The organism is Paenibacillus sp. FSL E2-0178, assembly GCF_038593005.1.
Taxonomy (GTDB): Bacteria; Bacillota; Bacilli; order Paenibacillales; family Paenibacillaceae; genus Paenibacillus_AQ; species Paenibacillus_AQ phytohabitans.
The window spans coordinates 7,537,319-7,561,085 of sequence record NZ_CP151953.1 but is presented as its reverse complement, the minus strand read 5'-3'; the positions used below and the strand labels follow the sequence as shown (position 1 = coordinate 7,561,085).

General features: G+C 53.9%; 20 protein-coding genes. 1 reads left to right on the top strand and 19 read right to left on the bottom strand.

The genetic code is table 11. The features are described from left to right. Window positions 1–113: 113 nt before the first annotated feature. The 13 genes from MHI42_RS32460 to MHI42_RS32400 all read right to left on the bottom strand — a co-directional run bounded on the left by MHI42_RS32460 (window position 114) and on the right by MHI42_RS32400 (window position 15,982). Window positions 114–539: a hypothetical protein gene (locus tag MHI42_RS32460; RefSeq protein ID WP_342421843.1), complete on the bottom strand. Its 426-nt coding sequence runs from the start codon at window positions 537–539 to the stop codon at window positions 114–116. A 99-nt stretch (window positions 540–638) separates the two neighbouring features. Continuing rightward, the gene (locus MHI42_RS32455; RefSeq protein WP_342421842.1) at window positions 639–1,664 is read right to left on the bottom strand and encodes an acyltransferase family protein; all 1,026 of its coding nucleotides are present in this window, start codon (window positions 1,662–1,664) and stop codon (window positions 639–641) included. Between the two features lie 273 nt (window positions 1,665–1,937). Beyond that, window positions 1,938–2,900 (bottom strand): dipeptide ABC transporter ATP-binding protein, encoded by a 963-nt coding sequence (locus tag MHI42_RS32450; RefSeq protein ID WP_171716735.1) that lies wholly within the window; start codon window positions 2,898–2,900, stop codon window positions 1,938–1,940. Continuing rightward, on the bottom strand, window positions 2,897–3,874 hold the full coding sequence (locus MHI42_RS32445; protein ID WP_042215690.1) for an ABC transporter ATP-binding protein: 978 nt from the start codon (window positions 3,872–3,874) through the stop codon (window positions 2,897–2,899). The genes MHI42_RS32450 and MHI42_RS32445 overlap by 4 nt, the downstream gene beginning before the upstream one ends. A gap of 214 nt (window positions 3,875–4,088) precedes the next feature. Continuing rightward, on the bottom strand, window positions 4,089–5,372 hold the full coding sequence (locus MHI42_RS32440) for an ArgE/DapE family deacylase (RefSeq protein ID WP_342421841.1): 1,284 nt from the start codon (window positions 5,370–5,372) through the stop codon (window positions 4,089–4,091). 120 nt (window positions 5,373–5,492) lie between these two features. Further along, a complete protein-coding gene (locus MHI42_RS32435; RefSeq protein WP_342421840.1) occupies window positions 5,493–7,097 on the bottom strand; it encodes an ABC transporter substrate-binding protein in 1,605 nt (534 codons plus the stop codon). Window positions 7,098–7,243: 146 nt separating this feature from the next. Beyond that, a complete protein-coding gene (locus tag MHI42_RS32430) occupies window positions 7,244–8,143 on the bottom strand; it encodes an ABC transporter permease (protein ID WP_039300310.1) in 900 nt (299 codons plus the stop codon). A 30-nt stretch (window positions 8,144–8,173) separates the two neighbouring features. Further along, window positions 8,174–9,184, bottom strand: coding sequence for an ABC transporter permease (locus MHI42_RS32425; protein ID WP_171716738.1), 1,011 nt, complete (start codon window positions 9,182–9,184; stop codon window positions 8,174–8,176). Between the two features lie 254 nt (window positions 9,185–9,438). Further along, the gene (locus tag MHI42_RS32420) at window positions 9,439–10,965 is read right to left on the bottom strand and encodes a PucR family transcriptional regulator ligand-binding domain-containing protein (RefSeq protein ID WP_342424849.1); all 1,527 of its coding nucleotides are present in this window, start codon (window positions 10,963–10,965) and stop codon (window positions 9,439–9,441) included. 1,558 nt (window positions 10,966–12,523) lie between these two features. After that, complete coding sequence (locus MHI42_RS32415) at window positions 12,524–13,177, bottom strand: aspartate/glutamate racemase family protein (RefSeq protein ID WP_342421839.1); 654 nt, start codon at window positions 13,175–13,177, stop codon at window positions 12,524–12,526. Between the two features lie 111 nt (window positions 13,178–13,288). Next, a complete protein-coding gene (locus MHI42_RS32410) occupies window positions 13,289–14,233 on the bottom strand; it encodes an aminopeptidase (RefSeq protein ID WP_342421838.1) in 945 nt (314 codons plus the stop codon). Window positions 14,234–14,249: 16 nt separating this feature from the next. Then, a complete protein-coding gene (locus tag MHI42_RS32405) occupies window positions 14,250–14,921 on the bottom strand; it encodes an AroM family protein (protein WP_342421837.1) in 672 nt (223 codons plus the stop codon). Between the two features lie 110 nt (window positions 14,922–15,031). Next, window positions 15,032–15,982 carry a DUF1177 domain-containing protein gene (locus MHI42_RS32400; protein WP_042138693.1) on the bottom strand — a complete coding sequence of 317 codons (951 nt, stop codon included), beginning with the start codon at window positions 15,980–15,982 and terminating at the stop codon, window positions 15,032–15,034. Window positions 15,983–16,276: 294 nt separating this feature from the next. On the opposite strand from MHI42_RS32400, the gene MHI42_RS32395 reads away from it, so the two are divergent. Next, window positions 16,277–17,323, top strand: a complete 1,047-nt coding sequence (locus tag MHI42_RS32395; protein ID WP_342421836.1) for a serine hydrolase — start codon at window positions 16,277–16,279, stop codon at window positions 17,321–17,323. Between the two features lie 380 nt (window positions 17,324–17,703). On the opposite strand, the gene MHI42_RS32390 is transcribed toward MHI42_RS32395, so the two are convergent. The 6 genes from MHI42_RS32390 to MHI42_RS32365 form a co-directional block, all read right to left on the bottom strand. Then, window positions 17,704–19,035 (bottom strand): pyrimidine-nucleoside phosphorylase, encoded by a 1,332-nt coding sequence (locus MHI42_RS32390; RefSeq protein ID WP_342421835.1) that lies wholly within the window; start codon window positions 19,033–19,035, stop codon window positions 17,704–17,706. Beyond that, window positions 19,035–19,898 carry a purine-nucleoside phosphorylase gene (locus MHI42_RS32385; RefSeq protein ID WP_171716744.1) on the bottom strand — a complete coding sequence of 288 codons (864 nt, stop codon included), beginning with the start codon at window positions 19,896–19,898 and terminating at the stop codon, window positions 19,035–19,037. The genes MHI42_RS32390 and MHI42_RS32385 overlap by 1 nt, the downstream gene beginning before the upstream one ends. Window positions 19,899–19,949: 51 nt before the next feature. Then, on the bottom strand, window positions 19,950–20,774 hold the full coding sequence (locus MHI42_RS32380; protein ID WP_076245560.1) for a purine-nucleoside phosphorylase: 825 nt from the start codon (window positions 20,772–20,774) through the stop codon (window positions 19,950–19,952). A gap of 239 nt (window positions 20,775–21,013) precedes the next feature. Further along, window positions 21,014–22,192 carry a phosphopentomutase gene (gene deoB, locus MHI42_RS32375; RefSeq protein WP_342421834.1) on the bottom strand — a complete coding sequence of 393 codons (1,179 nt, stop codon included), beginning with the start codon at window positions 22,190–22,192 and terminating at the stop codon, window positions 21,014–21,016. Window positions 22,193–22,391: 199 nt separating this feature from the next. After that, on the bottom strand, window positions 22,392–23,285 hold the full coding sequence (gene xerD, locus MHI42_RS32370) for a site-specific tyrosine recombinase XerD (protein ID WP_342421833.1): 894 nt from the start codon (window positions 23,283–23,285) through the stop codon (window positions 22,392–22,394). 145 nt (window positions 23,286–23,430) lie between these two features. Then, window positions 23,431–23,664, bottom strand: coding sequence for a DUF4227 family protein (locus tag MHI42_RS32365; RefSeq protein ID WP_039300347.1), 234 nt, complete (start codon window positions 23,662–23,664; stop codon window positions 23,431–23,433). Window positions 23,665–23,767: the final 103 nt, after the last annotated feature.

The following is a 23,767-nucleotide window of genomic DNA, read 5'->3' as shown; positions in this document are numbered from 1 at the left end:
CCAGTTTCGTCAAAAAGGCAGGAAATTATTCCATTTTACGCACAAAAAAAGAAGCTTCCCCCGGTATCCTCGCAGATACTTGAGAGAAGCCCCTCTTAATTGCCTTATGAAAGTTAGCCTCCGATGGCCATTGCGCTGAAAATAACAGGTCCAACCACAACAGCCGTAGAATTGGCATCCTGATTCTCCACAATCAGCTGATAGTTCTGGACACCAGCCGGTGCATTGATATCTACCATATGCAGCGAGATAATGCCGTCGTCATTGAAGAAATCCTCGTACTCTGCCCGTGCATAAAAGATTTCGTGGCCTGCACGCCAGATGCGCACCAGGATATTCGGGGTATCCAGCGTAACATTTACGCCGATCGTTGCTTTGAGCTCTACTTTGTTCGGGAAATGGGTTGGAACTGCGGGATCAATATATACCGATGTTCCGGCAATCTGCACGCCAGCCGGGGAGATGGGGACCGGAATGGCGACCCCGTTAGTAATAGGTGTAACTACGGATGCATTATAGTCCAAAAGCGTTTTAACCATGCTGTATCACTCCTTTTCATGTTCTATTAAAGTATATGAACATTATGAAAAAGAGCTTGTGCACTTCTATTAGAACCATTGCCTATTTATCCGGCAGATTCACCCGTTACTAGAGACAGATGCTGCCTTGCCTGTCCGCTTAGCCGGAGGAACACCTGCTTTTCCCAGATAGAATCTCGATAATACCGGGTAACGCACAGCCCACTTGGCGGCAAGCAGCGGCACAATGACCCCAATCAAAGTGAAGGGTACCAGCCCGTAATCCGTACCAAGCAGATATTTAAGGCTGTAATTCAAAGGCAGATGCAAATACATAATGGTAATGGTATTCCGTCCAAGGCTGCCCATCCAGCCCAGCGGAAGCAGTCTTGCAAGCTGGTAGACCGCCGCGCAGATCGTCAAAGAAATCAGCAGCGGAACCGCCAGATCCAGCAGCAGCGACTCATACTCTTTGTATTTCATATTCAGACTGTAATGAATGACACCAGTCCGTTCCAGCAGCAGCACAAGTGCAGACAAAGGCAGCAGTACCAGCAAGGCCGAATAGCGGCTGATTAGCGCAGGTATGGCTTGTTTGCCATAGAACCCGATCGCATAATACGTAACAGCAAGCAGTGCAACATCGATGTTCCAGGGAAGATTGAAGTTCTTAAGCGCGGTCAAGGAGATCAAATGGGAGACCAGGTAGGCGGAGGTGATCAGAAGAAATTGGGTTCGGCGGGAATATCTGACGATGTATCCAAAGAGCAATTGCGTAAACAGCAGGCAGGTGATGAACCAGAACACCCCGTAAGGACCGGTGAGCGACAGTCCACCGTAGAGCAGCCTCGCTATATTTTCGGCAAACCCTCTAATATTGAAGCTGAACAACAGCAGTACCCCTGCAATCAGGAGGCCGTAGGCAAAATAGGGAGTCATCAGCCCTTTGGTCCGTCTTGCGGCCCAGCCCCGATAACGCCCGGGATCGACCGGTTTAAACACCAGCCCGCTAAGCAGGAAGAACAACGGCATCCGGAACCAGGACAGATAATGATTCGCTGCCGCATCGCCGGAATGGCCCATGACTACAAAAATAATACTGAAGCCCTTGGCCGCATCAATCCATAATTCACGTCGTTTTTCCACGTTTCACTTCCATCTCCTCCCATTTCAGTTGTTATTTAATTATAATTATAGGTTGGTTCATGATTTATTTCAATTTTAAATGAAATATTTCAGTGATTTTCCTGAAAAGAACGGCACTTAACAACGGACGAACAACGCATAAAATAAGGCGCTGCTCCTAGATGACACCCGAATCTGTTTCGGCTTGCAATACTAGGGCTAAAGTCTGACACACACCCGCGCACAGCAAGGGCCACCCGCTGCCGGATGGCCCTTGACTTTACTTTATATGCATTAATACAAATGGCAGGAAACCTGATGGCCCGAGTCCAGCTCGCGCAGGACCGGAGCCTCACTCTTGCAGCGGTCCATGGCGTAAGGACAACGCGGATGGAAGGCGCAGCCGCTCGGGGGTGTCTCCGGATTCGGAACGTCACCGGTCAGGACAATCCGCTGCTTTTTCACTCCCGGATTCGGCACCGGGACTGCCGACATCAGTGCCTGCGTATAGGGATGCAGCGGCTTCGCGAACAGTGACTTGGTCGGTGCCAGCTCAACGATCCGTCCGAGGTACATCACTGCCACACGGTCACTGATAAATTTCACAACGGACAGGTCATGGGAAATGAACATATAGGTAAGGCCGTATTGCTCCTGCAGATCCTGCATCAGATTCAGCACCTGGGCCTGGATGGAGACATCCAGTGCAGATACCGGCTCGTCACAGACAATGAACTTCGGATTCAGCGCAAGCGCCCGGGCAATCCCGATCCGCTGCCGCTGGCCGCCGGAGAATTCATGGGGAAAGCGGTGGGCTTGATAGGGGGACAAGCCCACCACCTCCATCAGCTGCTCTACCCGGCTTTTGAGCTCACTGGCCGGAGCGGACTCGTGTGTACGGAGCGGCTCCTCCAGTATACGCTGGACGGTCCAGCGCGGGTCGAGTGAAGCATAAGGGTCCTGGAACACCATTTGCATATCGGTACGGAACCTGCGCAGCTGTTCGGTATTCAGAGCGCGCACATCGGTACCGTTAAACATAATCTCGCCTTCCGTCGGCTCTATCAGCCGCAGGATGGCCCGGCCGGTGGTCGATTTGCCGCAGCCGGATTCACCGACCACCGCAAGCGTCTCCCCCTGCCGGACGGATAACGTAATGCCGTCTACTGCTTTTACAGCACCGACCTGCTTGGAGAAGAAGCCTTTGCGGATCGGATAATGCTTCTTCAGGTTGCGGACTTCAAGGATTGTGCTCATATGACTCCCTCCTGCTGCAGGATACAGCGGCATGTGTGGCCCGGCTGCACCTCAAGCAGCTCCGGAAGCTTCTCGCTACATCGCTCTACAGCCACCGGACAGCGCGGTGCGAACCGGCACCCGGACGGCAGATTAGCCGGATTCGGCACCTGGCCCGGGATGGAGCTGAGCCGGTCCTCATCACCAGCAAGCTGGGGCAGGGAAGCCAGCAGTCCCCGGGTATACGGATGCAGCGGATTGCTGTACAAGGTAGCGACATCCGTCTCCTCCACGATCTGCCCGGCATACATAATGACGACCCGGTCACACATCTCGGCGACTACGCCAAGATCATGCGTGATCATCAGAATGGACATGCCCTCCTTCTCCTGCAGCTCGCGCATCAGATCAAGAATCTGTGCCTGGATGGTTACGTCCAGTGCCGTTGTAGGCTCATCGGCGATCAGCAGCTGGGGATTGCAGACCATCGCCATCGCGATCATCACCCGCTGGCGCATCCCTCCGGAGAGCTGATGGGCATACTGCTGCGCGATCTTTTCCGGCCGGGGAATCCCAACCTTGCGCAGCATCTCTACTGCCCGCTCCGCCGCTTCCTTCTTGCTCAGCTTCAGATGGTAGCGTGCAGATTCGGAAATCTGGCGGCCGATCTTAAATACCGGATTCAGCGAGGTCATCGGCTCCTGAAAAATCATCGCAATCCGGTTGCCCCGGATGCCCCGCACCTCCTTCATCGACATCTCCAGCATATCCTTGCCTTCAAACCTGATGTGGCCGGAGGCAATCCGGCTAATCCGCTTAGGCAGAAGCTGCATAATTGACAGTGAAGTGATGCTTTTGCCGCAGCCGGATTCGCCGACAATGCCCAGCGTCTCCCCTTTGCGCACTGACAGACTGATGCCGTCCACCGCGCGGATCGTGCCGGCCGCTGTCTGAAATTCGGTGCATAGCCCTGATACTTCCAGCAGTTCTGTCATGATTGCCCCTCCTCTAACTTAAGATTTGAACTTGAAGCATAGTCGTCACTGCGGTGAACATTTGGACTTTCGGCCGCTGTTGTCCCCAGATTTCTTTATCCAATCCGCTGTTCGCGGTGGAAATCCGGTGACAAAGGCGGTCGCTATCGCTCCTACAGTTCCAAATTTCCCCTCCGTTTCTTTTCGCTTTTCGTTGATCTCTTTAGTTTGTAAATCAGTTCTCTGTATCTTCCACGCCCAGATATTTAAGTGCCGTCAGGGCATATACTTTCGCGCATTGAATAATCTGCCAGACCGGTGCCTTCTCGTTAAAGTTATGAATTGTTGACAGCTCGGCCGGGCCGTATTGCAGTACAGGAATGTTATGCGTGCGGAAATGGCGGGCATCACTGGATGCCCATTGCAGCACCCCGTAAGCTTCTTCCCCGCTGACTTCACAGATGCTCTCCACCAGGTCGCTGACGACCGGCTCCTCATTCGAGGTCCAGTTGGCATTGCCCTGGAAGCCGAAGCCCTTCACCTCAGACTCAATGCCTGCCTCCAGCAGCAGGGAACGGGCACGGTCAAGCACATCGCGGTAGTCTACGCCGAACGGTACACGGGAATCGACCTGGATCGTACAGCGGTCCGCCACCACATTCACCTTGGTTCCGCCCTGGATCGTTCCGATATTCACCGTCACATGATCGAATACCTGATAGGCGATCGAGCCGTCCTGTTCGCGCTCCTTCACATAATCCTGCGAGATGCGGATAATCTCCTTCACTTCATCGGGAATATCGACTTTGATATCCCAGAGACGCTGCAGGGCCTCGATGCCCTTGGCCGCTTTGACAATCGCGCTGTCTCCGACAACCGGCGACAGGCTGCCATGACCCGGCGTGCCTTCGACGGTGAATTCGAACCAGCAGCTGCCCTTTTGCCCGATCGTCGGGTTCAGCGGGCCTGACGGCTCGGCGATAACCGCTGCCGTTCCGCTGATCAAGCCGCGTTCCAGTACCCAAGGCACACCCAGATGGCCGCCGGTTTCTTCATCCGGCACGATCAGGAGCGACAAGTCGCCTTTGAGCGGAACACCGAGCTTGGACAGCAGCGCTGTCACATAGATCAGCCCGGCCAGGCCGGCTTTCATATCGGAGGCACCTCTGCCCAGCAGATAGCCGTCAACGATATCGCCGCAGAACGGATCGAAATCCCAGCGCGAGCGGTCTCCGGCAGGAACGACATCGGTATGTCCGCAGAAAATCAGATTTTTGCCGGACGGCTGTTCAGCCCCTGTACCCAGTGTAGACACCAGATTCAGCATCGTATCGGTTGCCGGATGGATACTTGTATCAATGCCGGCCTGCTTCAAATAATCAATGATAAAAGCGCTGATCTCGCGCGAATCTCCCGGCGGATTCTCCGAGGGGAAGCGGATGAGCTGTGAGCACAGCTCCAGCAGCTGATCCTGCTCAGCATCAATCGCCGCCAGCACTTTGCTTTTCCAGTCAGTCATGGTTGTAATTCTCCTTTGCGTTCCCTGCTGCCTGCCCTGCGGCTGGAGTAGGGGCCCGTGAATTTGTTAAAGAGAGGGACAAAGCCAATGGCCCGTCCGCTCTCTTTTAGCCAAACCTGCTTATTCTGTAATCGAAAGCGGATAGAAACGGATAACTTCATCCGGGTAGAACGCATAACCGCTAATCTTGTTGCTCATGCCGACAATACGGTTGTACTCGTACAGATAAGCCCAAGGCGCTTCGGTTGTAATGATTTCCTGTGCCTGCTCATAGAGTGCGGTCCGTTTCGCTGCGTCTGTCTCCAGGTTCGCCTCATCCCACAGCTTGTCTACTTCAGCATTTGAATAGTTGATGTAGTTGGAAGAGCCTTTGCCGTACAGCAGGAAGCCGAGGTGGTAGCCTGGATCATTGACGAATGATGTCCATTTGGAGATATAAGAGGTGAGATTATTGGTCTTTTGCTGCTCCAGGAACTGGGCGCGGGCCAGCTTGTTGATGTTCATGGTTACACCGATTTTGGACAGTTCCGCCTGAATCAGGACCGCATCATCCTCCCAGTCATCGAACCCGGAACCGAGCGTGAAGTCGAAGGTAAATCCGTCCGGGTAGCCGGCTTCTGTAAGCAGCTCTTTAGCTTTATCCAGGTTGTGCTCATATACGTAGCCTGCATCGGTGAAGCCCGGCGTGTTGCTCGCCACAGAGCTCTTCATCTGCTTGGCCTGGCCGTACATTACCCCGCTCAGCAGCTCATCATAAGGAATCGCATAGTTGATCGCCTGACGGACTTTTACATTGTCAAAAGGTTTCACCTTGTTGTTCATTGCGAAGAACAGAATCCGGTTGCTCGCATTGGAGGCGACGGTCAGATCCGTGTTGCTCTGCAGGGAGGCAACATCCTTCGGAGGAATCTCGATCGCCATATCTACATCGCCTTTATCCAGCAGCAGTACGCGGTTAGAGGCTTCTTTGGTGAATTTCAGGGTTACTTTGCTGAGGTTAGGCGCACCCTGCCAGTAGCTCTCATTAGCGGTGAAGACAGCTTCGGTCGCCGGGTCCCACTTCTCAAGCGTGAACGGGCCGGAGCCGGCAGCATTCGTCTTAAGGTAGTCTGCACCCTGTGCTTCTACCGTCTTTTGATCCACGATGGAGAAGGTGTACATAGCAAGAATCTGCAGGAAATTATGATTGGCATTAGTCAGTGTAACTTCAACGGTGGAAGCGTCTTTGACCGCAACGGACTTTATCGCCGCCATTCCATAGAGGAAGCTGCCGGAGCTTGATTTAGCCACACGGTCAAAAGAGTACGCAACCGCCTCGGCATCCACCGGATTGCCGCTCTGGAAGCTCACGCCGGATTTCAGCTTGAAGGTGTACACCGTGTTGTCGGCGTTCACTTCCCAACTCTCTGCCAGCATGGGCTGAATGTCTTCGGTGTTGGCGATACTTGCGCCATTTTCGGTTTTGATGCCGTAGGTGACCAGCTGATCATAAGCGGCAAGCACGAGTGTATCGGAGGTCAAATCGTTAGCTTCTGCAGGGTCGAGCGTAGTGCCGCCCTCGGAATAAGCAACCGTCAGATTTGACTTGGCAGCAGGAGCAGCCGTCCCTGTAGTTCCTGAAGCTGCTGTAGTAGCAGCAGGTGTCTGCGGATTGGCGCTGCTGGCGCATCCGGCAAGCATGACTGAAAAAGCGACGAGTGTGGACAATAGTTTAACTCTTTTCATCAGTAGTTCCTCCCTTTTCTATATCCTGCCTGCACTGGTAATACTGGTGCTGCTTGTGATCATCCTGCTGCAACTGCTCCGGCAGGCTCTGATCTATATTTACCGGGATACTGCGGAGCTTCGGGGGAGTGATCCCCTGCTCCGCCTTATTTACCCGAGCGCAACCGCGGATCAAGAACGTCCCGGAAACCGTCTCCGAGCAGGTTAAAGCCTAAGATGGAAGTGGCAATGGACAACCCTGGAAAAGTAACCAGCCACCATTGCCCGGAAATAATGTATTCCCGGCCTTCTGAAATCATCGCTCCCCATTCGGCAATCGGGGGTCTGACGCCAAGTCCGAGGAAGCTGAGACTGGATGCGGTCAGGATCGCGAAGCCCATCCCGAGCGTAGCCTGAACCATCAAGGGAGCCAGGGCGTTCGGCAGGATGTGGCGGTACAGGATGACTGTATTCTTCACGCCGATCGCCCGGCTTGCTTCTATATACTCCTTCTCGCGGAGCGATACGGTCTGCCCGAACATCAGCCGGGCAAATTCCGGGATGCCGACAATCCCGACGGCGATCATCGCACTGCTGAGACCTGCACCAATCGAAGCGGCAATAGCCATTGACAGGACCAGTGACGGGAAGGACAATAGTACATCCATCAGCCGCATGATGATGGTGCCGGTACGGCCGCCATAGTAAGCGGCAATTCCGCCGAGCGGCACACCGATGACAAAGGAAATCGAGACGGCGATCAGGCCGGTCCAGATACTGATCCGCGCACCGTACAGTACCCGGCTGAGAATATCACGCCCGAAGTTGTCGGTTCCGAACCAGTGGCTGCCCGAAGGCGCCTGGAGTTTGTTCGCCATATCCGTTACATAAGGATCATGCGGTGCAAGCCAGGGTGCAATAATGGCTACCACGGTCCAGATCAGAATAAAGGTTAGCCCCAGGGCAGCCAGACGGTTATGCAGCAGCAGGGACAACAACGTTTTGGGTTTTGCCGCCGCAGCGGGTTTGGCCGGACTGCCCTGTGCTGAATGTGCTGCAGTGCTCACAAGCAATCTCCTCCTCTCACACAAGCTGTTCTATTCATAGCGGATTCTCGGGTCAATGAAGCCATAGATCAGGTCTACCGCCAAGTTAATTCCGCAGTAGAGCACGGCGCTGACCAGAGTAAAGGCTTGAATCGGCGCATAATCCGCAGCCAGAATGGAGTCAGTGACATAGCCGCCGATTCCCGGCCAGGAGAAGATCGTTTCCGTAATGACCGCGCCGCCCATCAAAAAGCCGAACTGCAGACCGAGAACGGTCAAGGTTGGTATTAGTGCGTTGACGAGCGCATGCTTGTAGATGACGGCTGATTCCCGCAGCCCTTTGGCCCGGGCGGTGCGGACGAAGTCCTGATCCACGACCTCCAGCATGCTGGAACGGGTCATCCGGGCGATGATCGCCATCGTGCCGGTACTGAGGCAGATTGCCGGAAGCAGCAGATGCGAGAGGCTGCTTTTGAGTGCAGCGGTATCGCCTGAGAGGATGCTGTCCAGAACATACAGCCCGGTGATATGCACCGGCGGATTCAAGTCTCCGCTGATCCGTCCCATCGGTGCCGGAGCCCAGCCGAGGATGGAATAAAAGACGTAAATGAACATCAGGCCCAGCCAGAAGATCGGCACGCATGCACCTATCAGCGAGAACACCCGTGAAATGTGATCCAGAAACGATTCTTTGCGGGTAGCGGCGACAATCCCGACGGGAATGGCCACCAGGACCGCGATCAGAATGCTGGCCAGGGTCAGCTCAATGGTGGCCGGGAACCGCGAAGCCAAATCGCTGGCTACCGTATGTCCGGTGTGATACGCGTAGCCGATATTGCCTTGCAGCAATTGGCCGATGTAAGTGAAGAACTGGATATACAGCGGCTTGTCGAGCCCCATATCCTGACGGATCTTGTCCACAATCTCCTCCGGAGCCTGCTCTCCGGCCAGCATGATCGCCGGGTCACCCGGCAGCACTCTTGAGAGAATAAAGGTGATGACGATAATACCTAGCAAGGCTGGAATCATCTGCACAAGTCTTTTTAATGTGTAAGCAAACAATGAATCAACCCCCTTACGGCTTCTGTGCCATCCATGCTGTGACATTCTTGTTGACGGAAACGCGCTGCCCATGTCAGGTACTATGCGGTTTCTTTGTCCTCTTTAGTAGTTGTGCTAATTCTACATAGAATTTGACCACCACTCTACGTCCCGTTCAGCTAAAAAAAAGCACAACCGTTTGTCGATTGTGCACTATCAACACCTCTTTATGTAACCTTTCCTAACATACAATTCCATAAAAGTTCCAGTCCCGCCTATTTTTCCTGCAGGTAGTAGTAAATCAGGCACAAATGGCAGACGAATTGCTCGCGCGGATCGTTCAGATCGAAGCCGGTAATATCGCGGATCCGCTCCAGCCGGTATTTGACCGAGTTGCGGTGGATGTACAGGCTGTTCGCCGTCTCAATCAGGCTGCCCCGGCACTCCAGGTAATGATAGAACGTCAGCATCATATTACTGTCATGCTCCTGGTCGTATTGCAGCAGCTTGCCCAGCTTACGCTCGAACAGCCGCTCGAAGCCCGGACCGCCAAGGCCCTCCAGCAAGTGGTATACTTCCATCTCTTCATAGCGGGTGACACCGCCTGTACCTTGTCCGAGCCTTCTGGAGATAGACAAGGCTTTGCGCGCTTCGTTGTAGCTGGTGTGGATGTCCCACAGGTATTCCGAGGTGCCAATTCCGCTTCTGTAGCTGCTGAGGCCTTCGCTTTTGTCCTTCAGCCAGCCCTCCAGCGTCTTCTCCCAGGGCTCCTGTGCATCTCCGCCCGGCGTGAATTTACGGCCCTCCTGCGTGGGCAGGAACAGCACTGCCCGGCTGGAGCGGTATTCTACGTGGGGTGTAACTCCGCGTTTCTTCGCTTCCCGCTCCAGCAGCCGGTTCACCGTTTCCTCACTTGGCGCTGTCTCCCCTTCGATTACAGCAACCTCCCACTTATGCTCGGGATTCATACCGAGCTGGCGTGCCCGCCGCTCAACCTCATGCCGCGAAGGCAGCGGCGGAGTCAGCAGCTCATCAATGAAGTTGCCGCGCAGCCGGAACTCGGTATCCTCGGCAACCTTGCGGCGCATCAGCTCCAGGGCAAAGACAAGCCGGGCCTGCTCGATGCCCACTTCCTCCATATCGTCCAGCTGCTCCTTGTCCACCAGCAGTCTGGCGACGGTCCGCCGGTCCACATGAATATTCCAGTTCAGCGGCGCCTCTCTCTGTGACCAATCGAAATCAGCCGGCGAAGACACGATAGTCTTCCGCTCGGTGTCGACAAGGGCAACCGGCGCTTTCAGAAAATCAGCGACATTATCGGTGACCGCCTGAATGCCGCTGTTCTCCAGCACCATCGTCGTCAGCGTGCGGTAGACCTCCTCCGCACGGCGCAGCAGCATCGCCTGCCGTCCGAGCAGCAGCTCCATCACCGGCTGGGTGATATCCGTATACGGAATCTCCGGCGGGATCTCCACAATCGGCAGACCGCAGGCATTGCTGGCCTCGATCGCCCCTTGGGGGATTTCCTTCAGGAAGCGGGCCGGCTTAATCGCCAGCGCCGCTGCACCCAGATTGTCGAGCGTATAGATCAGCTCCGTCAGCAGCGAAGGATCATGGCGGATGGAATACGCCGTAGTCAGCAGCATGACGCCTTCACTAATCCAACCCTTCAGATCCGGAACCTCCATAATATCTACGAACCGGACCACCCGGTCCAGCCCCTGCTGGCCGCTAATAACCTTCGCTTTCCCAAGAACAGAGAGCTCCATCAGCTCCCGTAGCGTAATTCCTCGTGTATTCAACATTCTGCCTCCCTCTACTGTCTTCAGTATTTCATGATTTTTCCTGAAATATGCCACCCCGCATGAACGTGTATGCACCCTCAGCCACTCGTATGCCACCAGCTTACATTCGCATTCCACCAGCTTACATTCGCATTCCCGCTAGTTTATCAGACATTCCCGCCCAGCCACAGGAAAAATATATAAAATTGCAGATATTTTTTCGGATTTATACGAAGGTGTGGGAGGGAAAGCACCGGTTTACAAGGTGATCCGGTGACTGTGAAATAGGACGCAAGTAGTATGCAAGTAATATGCAAATAAGACGCAAGTAGGACGCAACATATCCTATTGAACAAAGTAACGTATCTGACGGCTACGCCCGCCTCTATGAGGGGTACGCGTGAAGCTGGTGAGAAATGGCCGCTAACCCAGGTGGGATCGGTGGTAATAGTGCCTCTCATTTCGTGCTGGGGCTACTTTTGGTGAAATCAGTGGGATGTGTGCTTATATTTGGTGCTGCGGGCGATATCAGAGGGATTCGTACCTTTGATTTGGTGCTAACGGGTTCCTTCGGACGGAATCAAGGGCACTTTCGCCCCTCATTTCCACTTCTAGCCTCCTCAGGCTGAAATCAAGGGCACTTTTGCCCCTCATTTCCACATCTAGCCTCCTCAGGCTGAAATCAAGGGCACTTTTGCCCCTCGTTTCCACTTCTAGCCTCCTTCGGCTGAAATCAAGGGCACTTTTACCCCTCGTTTCCACTTCTAGCCTCCTTCGGCTGAAATCAAGGGCACTTTTACCCCTCGTTACCACTTCTTTCCATCGGGGTGGAACAGAGGGATTTATACCTTTAATTTGGTGCTGTGAGCCACTTTCGGCGGAAACAGAGGGATTTATACCTTTAATTTGGTGATGTGAGCCACTTTCAGCGGATTTAGAGGGATTTATACCTTTAATTTGGACTCTGGTGCTGTGAGCCACTTAAAATGTTTGCTACTATACTTTCTGTCTGGTGCCCGTCCAACTGTTCATTTCAGTATGTACTTAAATCTGCGCACTCTCCTGCTTCTCATCTCTTCACCTTTCCACTCACCTCCACCTCCATCTCCATCTCCATACTCTTTATTTCCCACTATCCATACTCAATTTTCAATTTCCAATTCTCAATTTTCACTTCTCATTCCCTCCTTTCACATTTCCTACTTCCTCACTCCCTCACTTCCGTACTGCCTCACTCCTTACTCCCTCACTCCCTCATTCCCTCATTCCCTTATTCCCTCACTTCCTCATACCCTCACTCCCTTACTCCCCACTCCCTTACTCCACACCCCCCACTTCCCATCCCCCCATTTCCCACACCAATCCTCCTCTATCTCTCACTTCTCCCCTCCGACTCCCCAACTTCCCACTCCACACATGTCTGCTCCCGCAGCAGCTCACAAACAACCAACTATAGCAGCCAGCCAAATCAGTTACACAAAAAAACGTTCCCCGGACCTACATCCGGAAGAACGCTTAACTATATTTCCTGAATTACTATACTTCGTACTTCCAATAGCAGATTTGCACAGCGCAATCAGCACCGCACACCCCCAGGCAAGGAAGCCGCCGCAGCAACCGCAGCGCCAAGCGCAAGGATCGGATCAAACGCACGGATGCCGAGCTGTTGTTCCAGTTCCGCCGCCAGCCCGATGGTGGCAAACCCGGTGCAGGCGAGGACTATGGCCTCCGCACCGCGCTCCACCAGCCGGGCTGCTCCGGCAAGTGCGCCTGCCCGTCCGGCAGGCGTACCCAAGTCAAGTGTGGTCGTTACCCCATCTGGCCGATCCATGCCGAGGTAAGCATCGCCGAGAATGCTGCGGATCAGCGGCGGCACTTCGGTCAGAATCGTCAGCACGCCGATCTTATCACTGTATGCCAGCGACATATGGGCTGCACACGAGCCTGCGCCCAGCACCGGTACGTTCACTGCCATCCTAGCTTCCAGCAGCGCCGGATCTGCGGCACAGCTGATGCCGATGGCCGTACAGCCCTGCTGCTCCAGTTCCCGGGCCAGGCTGATAATCTTCGGCACTGACTCCGCTTCGGTCTCGGCATTGTATACGCCCTGAGGCTGATCCGGAATGCAGCGGCTGATTACCGGCAGGCCATACCGGTGTTCAATCAATTCTCCGTGCAAATGAATTGCAGACTCCTCTTGCAGTGTAATTACACGTATAATTCCAAGCATCCTTATCTCCCCCTGGTCAGCCATTGTTGGGCGTTCTGAATATCCTCACCATATACTTTTGCTTCATCCCGTACCGCGATAACCCTGACAACAACACAGCATCCGCGCAGCCTAGAGCAGTTCTCCTGCACGCATAATCAGCTTATCATCAATATATACATCCGGTTTCATAACTACAGCATCAATATGAACGCCAGCCGCTACAACCCCGCCGAACGTATTATTGCTGCCAAAAGCGACATGGATGGTCCCGTAGACCTTCTCATCCTCCAGCACCACACCTGTAATTCTGGCCTTGTTGTTTGTACCAATGCCGAACTCGCCCAGGAGCCTGCCGTCACCGGCACCAAGCATATCCAGCAGCCTGTCACCGCTCTCGCCTTCTGCACTAATTAATCGGCCCTGCTCCACTGTCAGCACCATCGGGCTGTTCAGCGCGCCAATACCTGCAATCGAACCGTCCACCTTAATCTGGCCGGTAGCTGTACCTTCCATCGGTGCAATATAAGCCTCGCCCGAAGGAAGGTTACCCGATTCTCCCGGATTCAGATATAATCCGGTGCTCAGCACGCCATCCCGGCCCTCAATCGAAAAGCTCAGACTCAGTCCATCTTTAACTACACGCACCAGGCTTACCTCAGACAGCAGCGCAGCTACCTGCTCCGTTAATGTCTTCACCTGCGCATAGTCCGCAGTGATCGCGCCATGGCTGAACATGTCATCTGTCATGCCCGGCATGGTCGCCACCCGCGTTCCCGCTGCGGCTGCCTGCTTGCGCGCCGCCGTATGTGTCATCGAATGTGTCGTAATGCATACTGCCACATCCGCTTTGGCCATAGCTTCGGCAATCGGAGCCGGCGGCTCCTCGCCGGATTTGCTCCGTGCCTGCATAATCAATAGCATCGATTCCGCCCCGAGCCGCTTCCCTGCTTCATAGACGGATTCGGCAAGCTCCCGCTTATCGTCATCGGCCACTACAGCCAGCAATTCACCGCTGCCAAGCCCCAGACAGTCCTTAAGGACATTCATGCTGATCAATATTCGTTGCTCACTCATTATACTTTCCTCCCGGTTACACCATTTCTGCTACCAGCTTGCCCATGAGGGCATTGGACAGCACGGCAGGCACTCCTGCGGAGGCCGCCCACTGTCTATGCTGCTCCACATATCCCATGCAGTCAAGCACAATCACATCCGCCAAGTTCCGCAGACGCTCAGCAGCTGCACGGAAATCCGCTTCCGTACCGGTATACGGAGAAGCAGCTGCAAACGGCAGCCGCGCTCCGGCTCCCACGAATTTCTCATTCATGCTCTCTTCCTGCTCGGACAGAGGACCTATAAGCCCCAGCCGGCGTCCGTCAAGCATCGCCATTACGACTGGAGGGATAATCCGGTCCGGTTCAATCAGATGGGCCTTAGCCGTATGAAGTCCCGGAAAAACACCGGTACAGGCCAGCAGAATCGTCTCAATTCCAGCAGCTTCCATAGCATCAACCTTCCCCTGCAGAACTGACTTTATCCGTTCACGGGAGATCACCGCAGCTGATCCGTCCGCCATACGGGTTGTAAGCACATACTCCCCAGGACCAGGACTATAGAATTCGCGTACCTGGTCAGCAGTGAACCCGTCAAGCACCCCGGACTGAACCAGTCCTGCCTTACCTTCCAGATACTTCTCAATAATCGGCGCAACATCGTTCCTGGGAGCTTGTCCGATCGTGATTAACCCTATATTTTTACTCATCTTACTCCCTCCCGCTTCTCCATACGGATTGAAATCATGGCAACTCATGCCTGTATACATTGAGCAGGCGCTGAACCTTGCTCAGCGCCTGCCATTATTCCGTTCTATTCCTAGTGAGAGGTTACAGCCGGTTTACCCAGTGTCTGCAGCACTTTCATCGAACCGTACAGCTCAGTAATCTGTGCAAATTCAGCTTCGTTGTAGAAGGAGCATATGCCTTGGGTGAATTCTTTGGCTGTCTCAATGGCAAACCGCACCGCCTGGGCGATATCAATCTCGTGGCTTGCCCCTGTACCGCAGCCGGGCACCATGGACTGGGCAGTAATCGCCAACCCTACAACGGGAGCCGAAGTCGCTACTGCGGGCTGCAGGATGGAATTGATATGATATAGTCCGTTACCGTAAGGAGTAATGTCCTGCGTAGTTACCGGAAAAGTTACCGGATACTGTCCTGTCGTCATTTCCTTAATGCGCAGCAGATCCTCACTGACCCGCAGAATGTACCCTTCTTTGACCGTAGGTGAGATTGCAATGCCTTTGTGATTCACCACACGGTTGCCCTTGGTCGTATCAATAGAAATAATCGCTTCCATCTCCGGCAGCACCTCATGCTCATTCATCTGCAGGATATCCACCGGGGAATCCATGAAATCAACGGGTTCATGCGGCAGTGTCGGAGCATCCGGGCAAATATGAGTCGTAACCAGGACGTCACCCTGCAGCACATCCCCTTTGGTCTGCATGTTTGCCAGCTTCAGTGCCGCAGCGATTGCCGCCACCGCTCCGTCTGCATCAGAGACAATGCCGATCCGGCTGGGGCGCGCCCCTATGCCGCCAAGTCTGCCGACAATTCCGAAGGTTGGCGCACTGCCGCCTCCAAGCTTGCCTTGACTGCCCGGAATGGTGATTTTGACGAATTCCGTACTGCCCTTTTCACCTTCCACTTTCTGAACCTCAACCTTAACCGCAGGATATGCTGCGAATAACTGCCTGACCTGCTCACCATTAACATAAGCGCTGTCCAGTGCGTTCAAAACTGTTATCGTCTGATGAAGTGCCATTATAATTCCTCCCCGGATGCATGCTCATGATTGTGATGTTTGAATTCATACTATCTTAAAATTCGAAACGTCCACAATGTACCGCCCTGCCAAAACTAAGTTGTTTTTCTTGTCCTTTGCACATAAACCTTACGCGCAAGGTACACTCTTCGGCCTTTCGGCAGCATCCGGCATCCATTAAACCCCTAAAATCCCCGCTCCATATTATACAGAAATATAAATAAAGGTTAATTATTCCATATTGGCGAATTACAAGAAGGTTACACATCATCAAGTTATGGAAGAGGGTACTACATGAAGCAGAAACAGACTGAGCATCAAAAAGAGCTCCAACATATCATCGATCAGGAGGTTCTGCTGTCCGGATTTTCGGGGACGGTACTGGTTACGCAACACGATCAGACCCTCGCAGCGGCTGCTTGCGGACAAGCCAACGTAGCGGAGGAACGGATCAATCAGCTTGACACCCGCTTCGGGATTGCTTCCGGCAGCAAACTGTTCACAGCAGTAGCCATCTGCCAGCTGGCCGAGCAGGGTAAGCTTTCTTTTGACGGCAAGGTGCTGGAGGTCTTACATGAGCAGAAGTTCCCCTTGTTCAGCCCGGAGATCACGGTTCATCAGCTGCTGACGCATAGCTCGGGCATTCCGGATTATTTCGATGAGGAGGTTATGGACGACTTCGCAGCACTGTGGAAGGACATACCGATGTATACGCTCAGGCGACCGGGTGATTTCTTGCCACTATTTGCAGCCCTGCCGATGAAATTCACTCCCGGCGCTCGTTTCCACTATAATAATGCGGGTTATATCATGCTTGGCCTGATTGTCGAAGCGGTCAGCGGAATGAATTTCACGGATTATGTGGAGCAGCATATTTTCCAGCCTTGCGGGATGAAGGATTCCGGTTACTTCGCCATGGATACCCTGCCGGCCAATACAGCTCTCGGTTATATCGACAGTGAGACCGGAGAGAATATCAGCAACATCTACTCCATTCCGGTAGTGGGCGGCGGCGACGGAGGTGGTTTTGTCACGGCAGCTGATATGCAGAAGCTGTGGACATGCCTGCTCGGGCACAAGCTGCTGCAGCCAGAGACAACTGCCCTGCTGCTCACACCGCATATTCATGAGGATGAGGATACTTACTATGGCTATGGAGTATGGATTACGATCCGAAACGGCGGGGTGTTAAAATACCATCTCATGGGCTCCGATCCCGGGGTCTCCTTTCGCTCGGCAGTTTATCCGGCAAGCGGCGTAACTTTCACCGCTCTTTGCAACCGGAGTAGAGGGGCTTACCGGATGATGCAGGTGGCTGAGAAGAACCTGCTGTTGGATTAGCTGCGCGCTCAAGCAGGAGCCCCGTTCTTCCACGAGCTACGAGCTACGAGCTACGGGTTACGGGTTACGGGTTACGGGTTACGGGTTACGGGTTACGGAATAAGTGGATTCCGTACACTTATTTTCATCGTGTGGACCGCATACCAAAAAATAAGTGGATAAACATCACCTAAATTTGCTGATTCCGCCGCCAAGTCGGTAAATCGGAAAATTAAATGTACTTTTTCCAACTAAAACCCAAATATCAGCGATTCAAGGATAATTAAATGCCCTTTAACCACTTGTCTTACGGGGGCGGTCCTGAACAAACCAAAAAAGCCGTACAATCAGCGAATTGCTGATGTACGGCTTTTGGATTGTTAGAGTAACCGGAATCCGCTTTAGTACCGAGTTACGCCATCCTTAGTCACCAGTGCAAATACCAGCGGCTGCGGCGGAACCGGCTGCGCGGAGATGCGGTAAGCTTCCAGCACCTTGGCTTCGGCTTCCTGCACTTTGCTCTCACTGGCATCATTCACATGCAGCACAGCAAGCGTATCGCCTGCGGCTACGGCATCACCGACCTTAATCGCCAGCTGAATGCCAACGGCCAGGTCGATGACGGATTCCTTCGTTTCGCGTCCGGCGCCGAGCAGCATCGCCGCTACGCCGATCTCTTCGGCCTGAATGCTCTCCACATACCCTGCGGTCGCAGCTTTCACTTCGATGAACTTGCGCGCTGTCGGCAAAGTATCCGGCGACTCAATCTGCGTGGCATCGCCGCCTTGGGCAGACACCATCTGCTTGAACTTGTCCAGCGCACTGCCGTCTTTGATATGGGACAGCAGAATGGAGCGCGCTTCTTGTTCGTCCTTCGCCTTGCCGCCGAGCACCAGCATCTGGCTGCCCAGAATGAGGCAGACCTCCTGCAGATCCTTCGGCCCGTGGCCGTTCAGGGTCTCAATGCCTTCTTTGATCTCCAGCGCATTGCCGATACCGAAGCCCAGCGGCTGGTCCATGTCGCTGATCACAGCGACCGTGTTGCGGCCGAGATGTGTACCGATATCCACCATTGCCTGTGCGAGTGCAATGGAATCATCCAGCGTCTTCATGAACGCGCCGCTGCCGGTCTTCACATCAAGCACGATGGCATCCGCACCTGCGGCGATCTTCTTGCTCATTACGGAGCTGGCAATCAGCGGAATGGATTCCACGGTTGCAGTCACGTCACGCAGTGCGTACAATTTCTTGTCCGCAGGCGTAATGTTGCCGGACTGGCCGATGACAGCTGCGCCGATCTCCCCTACCTGGGTGAAAAAGCGCTCCCGGTCCATCTCCACGGAGAATCCGGTGATCGACTCCAGCTTGTCGAGCGTACCGCCGGTGTGGCCGAGGCCGCGTCCGGACATTTTGGCCACCGGAACTCCGGCTGCAGCTACAAGCGGGGCCAAGACAACGGTAGTCTTATCGCCCACTCCGCCGGTAGAATGCTTGTCCACCTTGATGCCGGCAATCGGACTGAGATCCACCTGGTCACCGGACATCGCCATTTCCAGGGTCAGATCGCCGGTTTCCCGTGCGTTCATTCCCCGGAAATAGACAGCCATCGCCCAGGCGGAAATCTGGTAATCAGGAATTTCACCTTTGCTGTAGCCTTGAATCAGAAAAGCTATTTCTTCACGGCTGAGCTCGCCGCCGTCTCGTTTTTTCTGGATAAGGTCAACTGCACGCATTATACCTGTACCTCACGGACAAAGGAGCGCACAAGGCCGATAAATTTCGGTTTGGTCAGGTTAGCTACTTTTACCACCTGCTCATGAGTTAGCGGCTCCAGCTCGTCCCCGATCGCCATATCGGTGATACAGGTAATACCGAGCACACGCAGCTTGCTGTGGCTGGCTACGATCACTTCCGGCACGGTGGACATTCCAACGGCATCGCCGCCGAGGTAGGCCAGCATTTTGAGTTCAGCCGGAGTTTCGTAGGTAGGGCCGCTGATACCGGCATATACGCCTTCCTGCAGCACAAGCGCTTCACCGTCGGCACCCTTAACTTCACCGGCCAGCTTCTTCGCCAGCGCGATATATTCAGGGTCATACGCACGGGACATATCCGGGAAACGTACACCCAGCTCCGGATCATTTGGTCCGATCAGCGGGTTGTCGCCGGTCATGTTAAGGTGGTCGGTAATCAGCATGAGATCGCCGGCTTTGAACGCTCTGTTCATTCCGCCGCCTGCATTGGTAATCACGAGTGTGCCTACGCCAAGCTTAGCCATTACGTATACCGGCAGCACCACTTTGCGCATTTCATAGCCTTCATAGTAGTGGAAACGGCCCTGCATGATGATAACATCCTTGCCTTCCAGCTTACCGATCACGAACCGTCCGGCATGGCCTTCTACCGTGGAGCGCGGGAAATGCGGAATTTCTTCATAAGGCAGATATACCGCATCTTCGATCTGGTCACCCAGATCCCCGAGGCCGGAGCCCAGAATAAGTCCGATAGCCGGTGTGTAAGAACCGAATTTGGATTGAATATATTCAGCAGCTTCTTTTACCTGCGTGCCGTATGGGACTGTTGATGGTGTTGTCATAGGTTGATCCTCCCGGATATGAATTGTCTTGTAAATAGCTTGAAGCAGGAACTACATCTTCGGAATAAAAGCCAGCACCAGCTTCAGGAATTGCTCGCGCACACGTTCCGCTGTCTCCATCACTTCTGCATGGTTCAGCGGCTGTTCCAGAATTCCGGCAGCCATGTTGGTGATGCAGGAAATACCCAGCACTTCGATACCGGCATGACGGGCCACAATCGTCTCAGATACTGTGGACATCCCTACTGCATCTGCCCCTTGGCGGCGCAGCATAACGATCTCAGCAGGAGTCTCGTAGTTGGGTCCGAGCAGGCCGGCGTATACGCCTTCCTTGAACTCGAAGTTCAGCGCTGCTGCAGCTTCTTTGGCGGCTGCAATCAGGCGCGGGCTGTAGGCCGAAGACATATCCGGGAAACGTACGCCCAGCGCATTATCATTCGGTCCGGTCAGCGGATTGCGGCCTGTGAGGTTCAGATGGTCAGTAATCAGCATCAGATCACCCGGTGTGAAATCGGTGTTGACCCCGCCGGCAGCGTTAGTTACCAGCAGGCTGGTTACGCCCAGCTCTTTCATAACACGTACAGGGAAGGCAGTAGTCTCCGGTCCATAGCCTTCGTACATGTGGAAGCGGCCCTTCATCATGACGACGCGGCGGCCTTCAATCATGCCGATCAGCAGCTCACCTTCATGTCCTTCAACAGTGGATACGGGGAAATGGGGAATTTCATTATAAGGAATGACTACTTCATCCGTGATCAGATCGGCCAGAACGCCGAGGCCGGAGCCGAGGATCAGCCCGATTTCGGGTGCGACGGTACATTTGTCTTTGATATATACTGCTGCTTCTTGAATATTGCTTTGGGTAACTGCGGTCATGGTTGGTTCCTCCTTGAGGTGGGTGGGATGAACTTAAGTCATCTTCGTCAAGCTAAGTCGTAACTGCGGTGATATTTGGACTTCCGGCCGCTGTTGTCACCAGATTTCTTGATTTTAAACTGCTGTCCGCAGCTGAAATCCGGTGACAAAGGCGATCGCTTACGCTCCTTCAGTTCCAAATTTCCCCTTCGTTCCTTCAAGCTTATTGCTATTTCCTTTAGTTCATTTTGATTTGATATTTAGACAAGCTCTGAAAGGAAGCTCGTCCCGTACTGCGGTGCCTTCGCTCCGAAATTATCAGCGATGGTAGCGGCAACGTCAGAGAAGGTCTGGCGGATGCCCAGGCTGCCCGGATTCTTGAATCGCGGGCTGTAGATCAGGAGCGGCACATATTCACGGGTATGATCCGTTCCGGCATGGATCGGGTCATTGCCGTGGTCAGCCGAGATGATCAGCAGATCATCTTCATCCAGGGTGGAGAGCAGCTCAGGCAGCGCCTGATCGAATACCTCCAGCGCGCGGCCGTAGCCTTCCGGATCACGGCGGTGGCCGTACAGGGAGTCGAAGTCTACGAGATTAGTGAACAGGAATCCGTTGAACGGCTTGCGCAGCTCATCAATGGTGATCTGGATGCCGTGCTCATTGCTCTTCGTCGGGTAAGAAGCTGTTACACCTTCGCCAGTGAAGATATCATTGATTTTACCTACCGCAATCACGTCTTTGCCGATATCCTCCAGAGCGTTCATAACGGTTGGCTCCGGCGGCTTCACTGCGTAGTCATGACGGTTCGGGGTACGCACGAAATTCCCCGGTTCACCGATATAAGGACGGGCGATGACACGGCCGACAGAGAATTCGGGAGCCATCGTCAGCTCGCGGGCGATCCGGCAGGCGCTGTACAGCTCTTCCAGAGGAATGATATCTTCATGCGCGGCAAGCTGGAATACGCTGTCTGCCGAAGTATACACAATCCATGCGCCGGTCTTCATCTGCTCTTCGCCGTATTCTACGAGAATCTCCGTGCCGGAAGCCGGCTTGTTGCCAATCACCTTGCGTCCGGTTGCCGCTTCGAACTTCTCAATCAGCTCTGCGGGGAATCCGTCAAAATAAGTATTGAAAGGAACCTCAATCTTCAGGCCCATCAGCTCCCAGTGGCCGGTCATCGTATCCTTGCCTACTGAAACCTCCTGCATTTTGCCGTAATAGCCTGTTGGGGCAGCTACCGGTTCAAGCGGCGGCAGCGGAGCAATATTCGCCAGTCCCAGCTGCTGCAGATTAGGAAGCTTAAGACCCGGAACCCGCTCCAGAATGTGGCCCAGCGTATGGGAGCCTGTATCTCCAAAATTAGCGGCATCCGGCGCTTCACCGATACCTACACTATCCAGAACAATAAATCCGATGCGTTTAAATGAGGACATTGCCGTCTTCACTCCTTCGTAGTTTGCATAATCGTAAGGTCTGCTCAAAACAGGAAGAAACTCCGGGAGAACCTCTCCCGGGAGCTATCCTTTCAGTATGATTCCATCATAACTTTCTTACTCACAAAAAGCATCTTTTCGGGCCAATCCAACCCATTACCCGTTCTATCCACGGTTACACCATACCTCTGAATAAAGACTATTTCGCCCGGGGATGGTGATTCTCATAGACTTCCTTCATATTCTTGCGGGCGATACCGCTATAAATCTGAGTGGTCGAAATATCGGAATGGCCCAGCATCTGCTGCACAGAGCGCAGGTCTGCCCCGCCTTCCAGCAGATGAGCGGCGAAGGAATGCCGCAGGGTATGCGGTGTGATGTCCTGCTCGATGTGGGCTTCACGCGCATGTTTCTTGATAATCTTCCAAAAGCCCTGACGGGTCAGCCTCCCGCCCAGACTGTTCAGAAACAGCGCCGGCTCCTCCAGGTTCACCCGGAGCAGCTTGTCCCGCATCCCGCCGGTATAACGGGCCACACAGTCCGCAGCAATCGTACCAATCGGCACCACTCTTTCCTTGCCGGAGGCCCCGCTGCAGCGGACGAACTTCAGCCCGGTGTTCACGTCCTCCACATTCAGCGAGATTAGCTCCGTAACACGGATACCCGTAGCATAGAGCAGCTCAAGCATCGCCTTATCGCGCATCCCCTGGGCAGAAGATTCATCAGGGACGGCCAGCAGGCGTTCAATTTCTTCAATACTAAGAATCATCGGCGGTTTCTTGCTCGGTTTAATAGTTTCCATATCCAGTGTCGGGTCTTGCCCGATCAGCCGTTCTTTCAGCAAAAAATGAAAATAGGCGCGCAGCGATACCGTATTCCGGTTGACTGTTGCCGTTGCCTTGCCCGCTCCGCGCAGAGCGCCGAGGTAGAGCATAATATGTGATCTTCTGATTTCTTCCATCGCAGCCGTGCCACGTTCTTCGGTAAACTCCAGAAACTGTGATATATCCCGTCCATAGGATTCCAGCGTACTAGGAGACAATCCTTTGTCCCCGGACAAATACTGCATAAACGGCTGCAAGTGTGACTTCATCTATTCACGCTCCTGTCATACTCAGGCTGCTTCATGCCGCTCTGCAGCGGTTGGGGTCCGGCAGCAGTCAGAACGCGGGGCGCCCCTTACATGCTCTAGATTCATTCGACAGGCTTCAAGCTTTTTCCTGCAACCGGCGGAGCGCTCACTCCCCGTACCAATAGTAGAACCGCAGGCGCTGACCTGCACTCAGCCCTTCATCGCTTTGCTTCACATCATGAAATGCCCGGATGGCTGTGCCCTCCGGAATATCATAGTTCTGAGCGGGGCTGATCCAGGCACTGACCCAGCTTAGGACATAATACAGCACACAGCTGATCGCAACGAGCAAGGTCATGAAATACAGCCGGCGTACGGTTTTGGGAATGGAGACAATCATCCGGACAACCTCCTAAAAGTTTTGGCAGCCTCTGCTTCACTATTCCACTTCGCAGAACTCGTCCTTCACTTTATGCGCCGGAGGGTGGTGTTATGTATTGCTC

Excerpts from the sequence above, each read along its gene's own strand:
- MHI42_RS32440 (WP_342421841.1), bottom strand. The coding sequence starts at position 5,372 with ATGACTGACTGGAAAAGCAAAGTGCTGGCGGCGATTGATGCTGAGCAG.
- MHI42_RS32410 (WP_342421838.1), bottom strand. The coding sequence starts at position 14,233 with ATGAGTGAGCAACGAATATTGATCAGCATGAATGTCCTTAAGGACTGT.
- MHI42_RS32450 (WP_171716735.1), bottom strand. The coding sequence starts at position 2,900 with ATGAGCACAATCCTTGAAGTCCGCAACCTGAAGAAGCATTATCCGATC.
- xerD (WP_342421833.1), bottom strand. The coding sequence starts at position 23,285 with ATGAAGTCACACTTGCAGCCGTTTATGCAGTATTTGTCCGGGGACAAA.
- MHI42_RS32405 (WP_342421837.1), bottom strand. The coding sequence starts at position 14,921 with ATGAGTAAAAATATAGGGTTAATCACGATCGGACAAGCTCCCAGGAAC.
- MHI42_RS32415 (WP_342421839.1), bottom strand. The coding sequence starts at position 13,177 with ATGCTTGGAATTATACGTGTAATTACACTGCAAGAGGAGTCTGCAATT.
- MHI42_RS32385 (WP_171716744.1), bottom strand. The coding sequence starts at position 19,898 with ATGACAACACCATCAACAGTCCCATACGGCACGCAGGTAAAAGAAGCT.
- MHI42_RS32380 (WP_076245560.1), bottom strand. The coding sequence starts at position 20,774 with ATGACCGCAGTTACCCAAAGCAATATTCAAGAAGCAGCAGTATATATC.
- MHI42_RS32400 (WP_042138693.1), bottom strand. The coding sequence starts at position 15,982 with ATGGCACTTCATCAGACGATAACAGTTTTGAACGCACTGGACAGCGCT.
- MHI42_RS32395 (WP_342421836.1), top strand. The coding sequence starts at position 16,277 with ATGAAGCAGAAACAGACTGAGCATCAAAAAGAGCTCCAACATATCATC.
- MHI42_RS32390 (WP_342421835.1), bottom strand. The coding sequence starts at position 19,035 with ATGCGTGCAGTTGACCTTATCCAGAAAAAACGAGACGGCGGCGAGCTC.
- MHI42_RS32435 (WP_342421840.1), bottom strand. The coding sequence starts at position 7,097 with ATGAAAAGAGTTAAACTATTGTCCACACTCGTCGCTTTTTCAGTCATG.
- MHI42_RS32365 (WP_039300347.1), bottom strand. The coding sequence starts at position 23,664 with ATGATTGTCTCCATTCCCAAAACCGTACGCCGGCTGTATTTCATGACC.
- deoB (WP_342421834.1), bottom strand. The coding sequence starts at position 22,192 with ATGTCCTCATTTAAACGCATCGGATTTATTGTTCTGGATAGTGTAGGT.
- MHI42_RS32445 (WP_042215690.1), bottom strand. The coding sequence starts at position 3,874 with ATGACAGAACTGCTGGAAGTATCAGGGCTATGCACCGAATTTCAGACA.
- MHI42_RS32460 (WP_342421843.1), bottom strand. The coding sequence starts at position 539 with ATGGTTAAAACGCTTTTGGACTATAATGCATCCGTAGTTACACCTATT.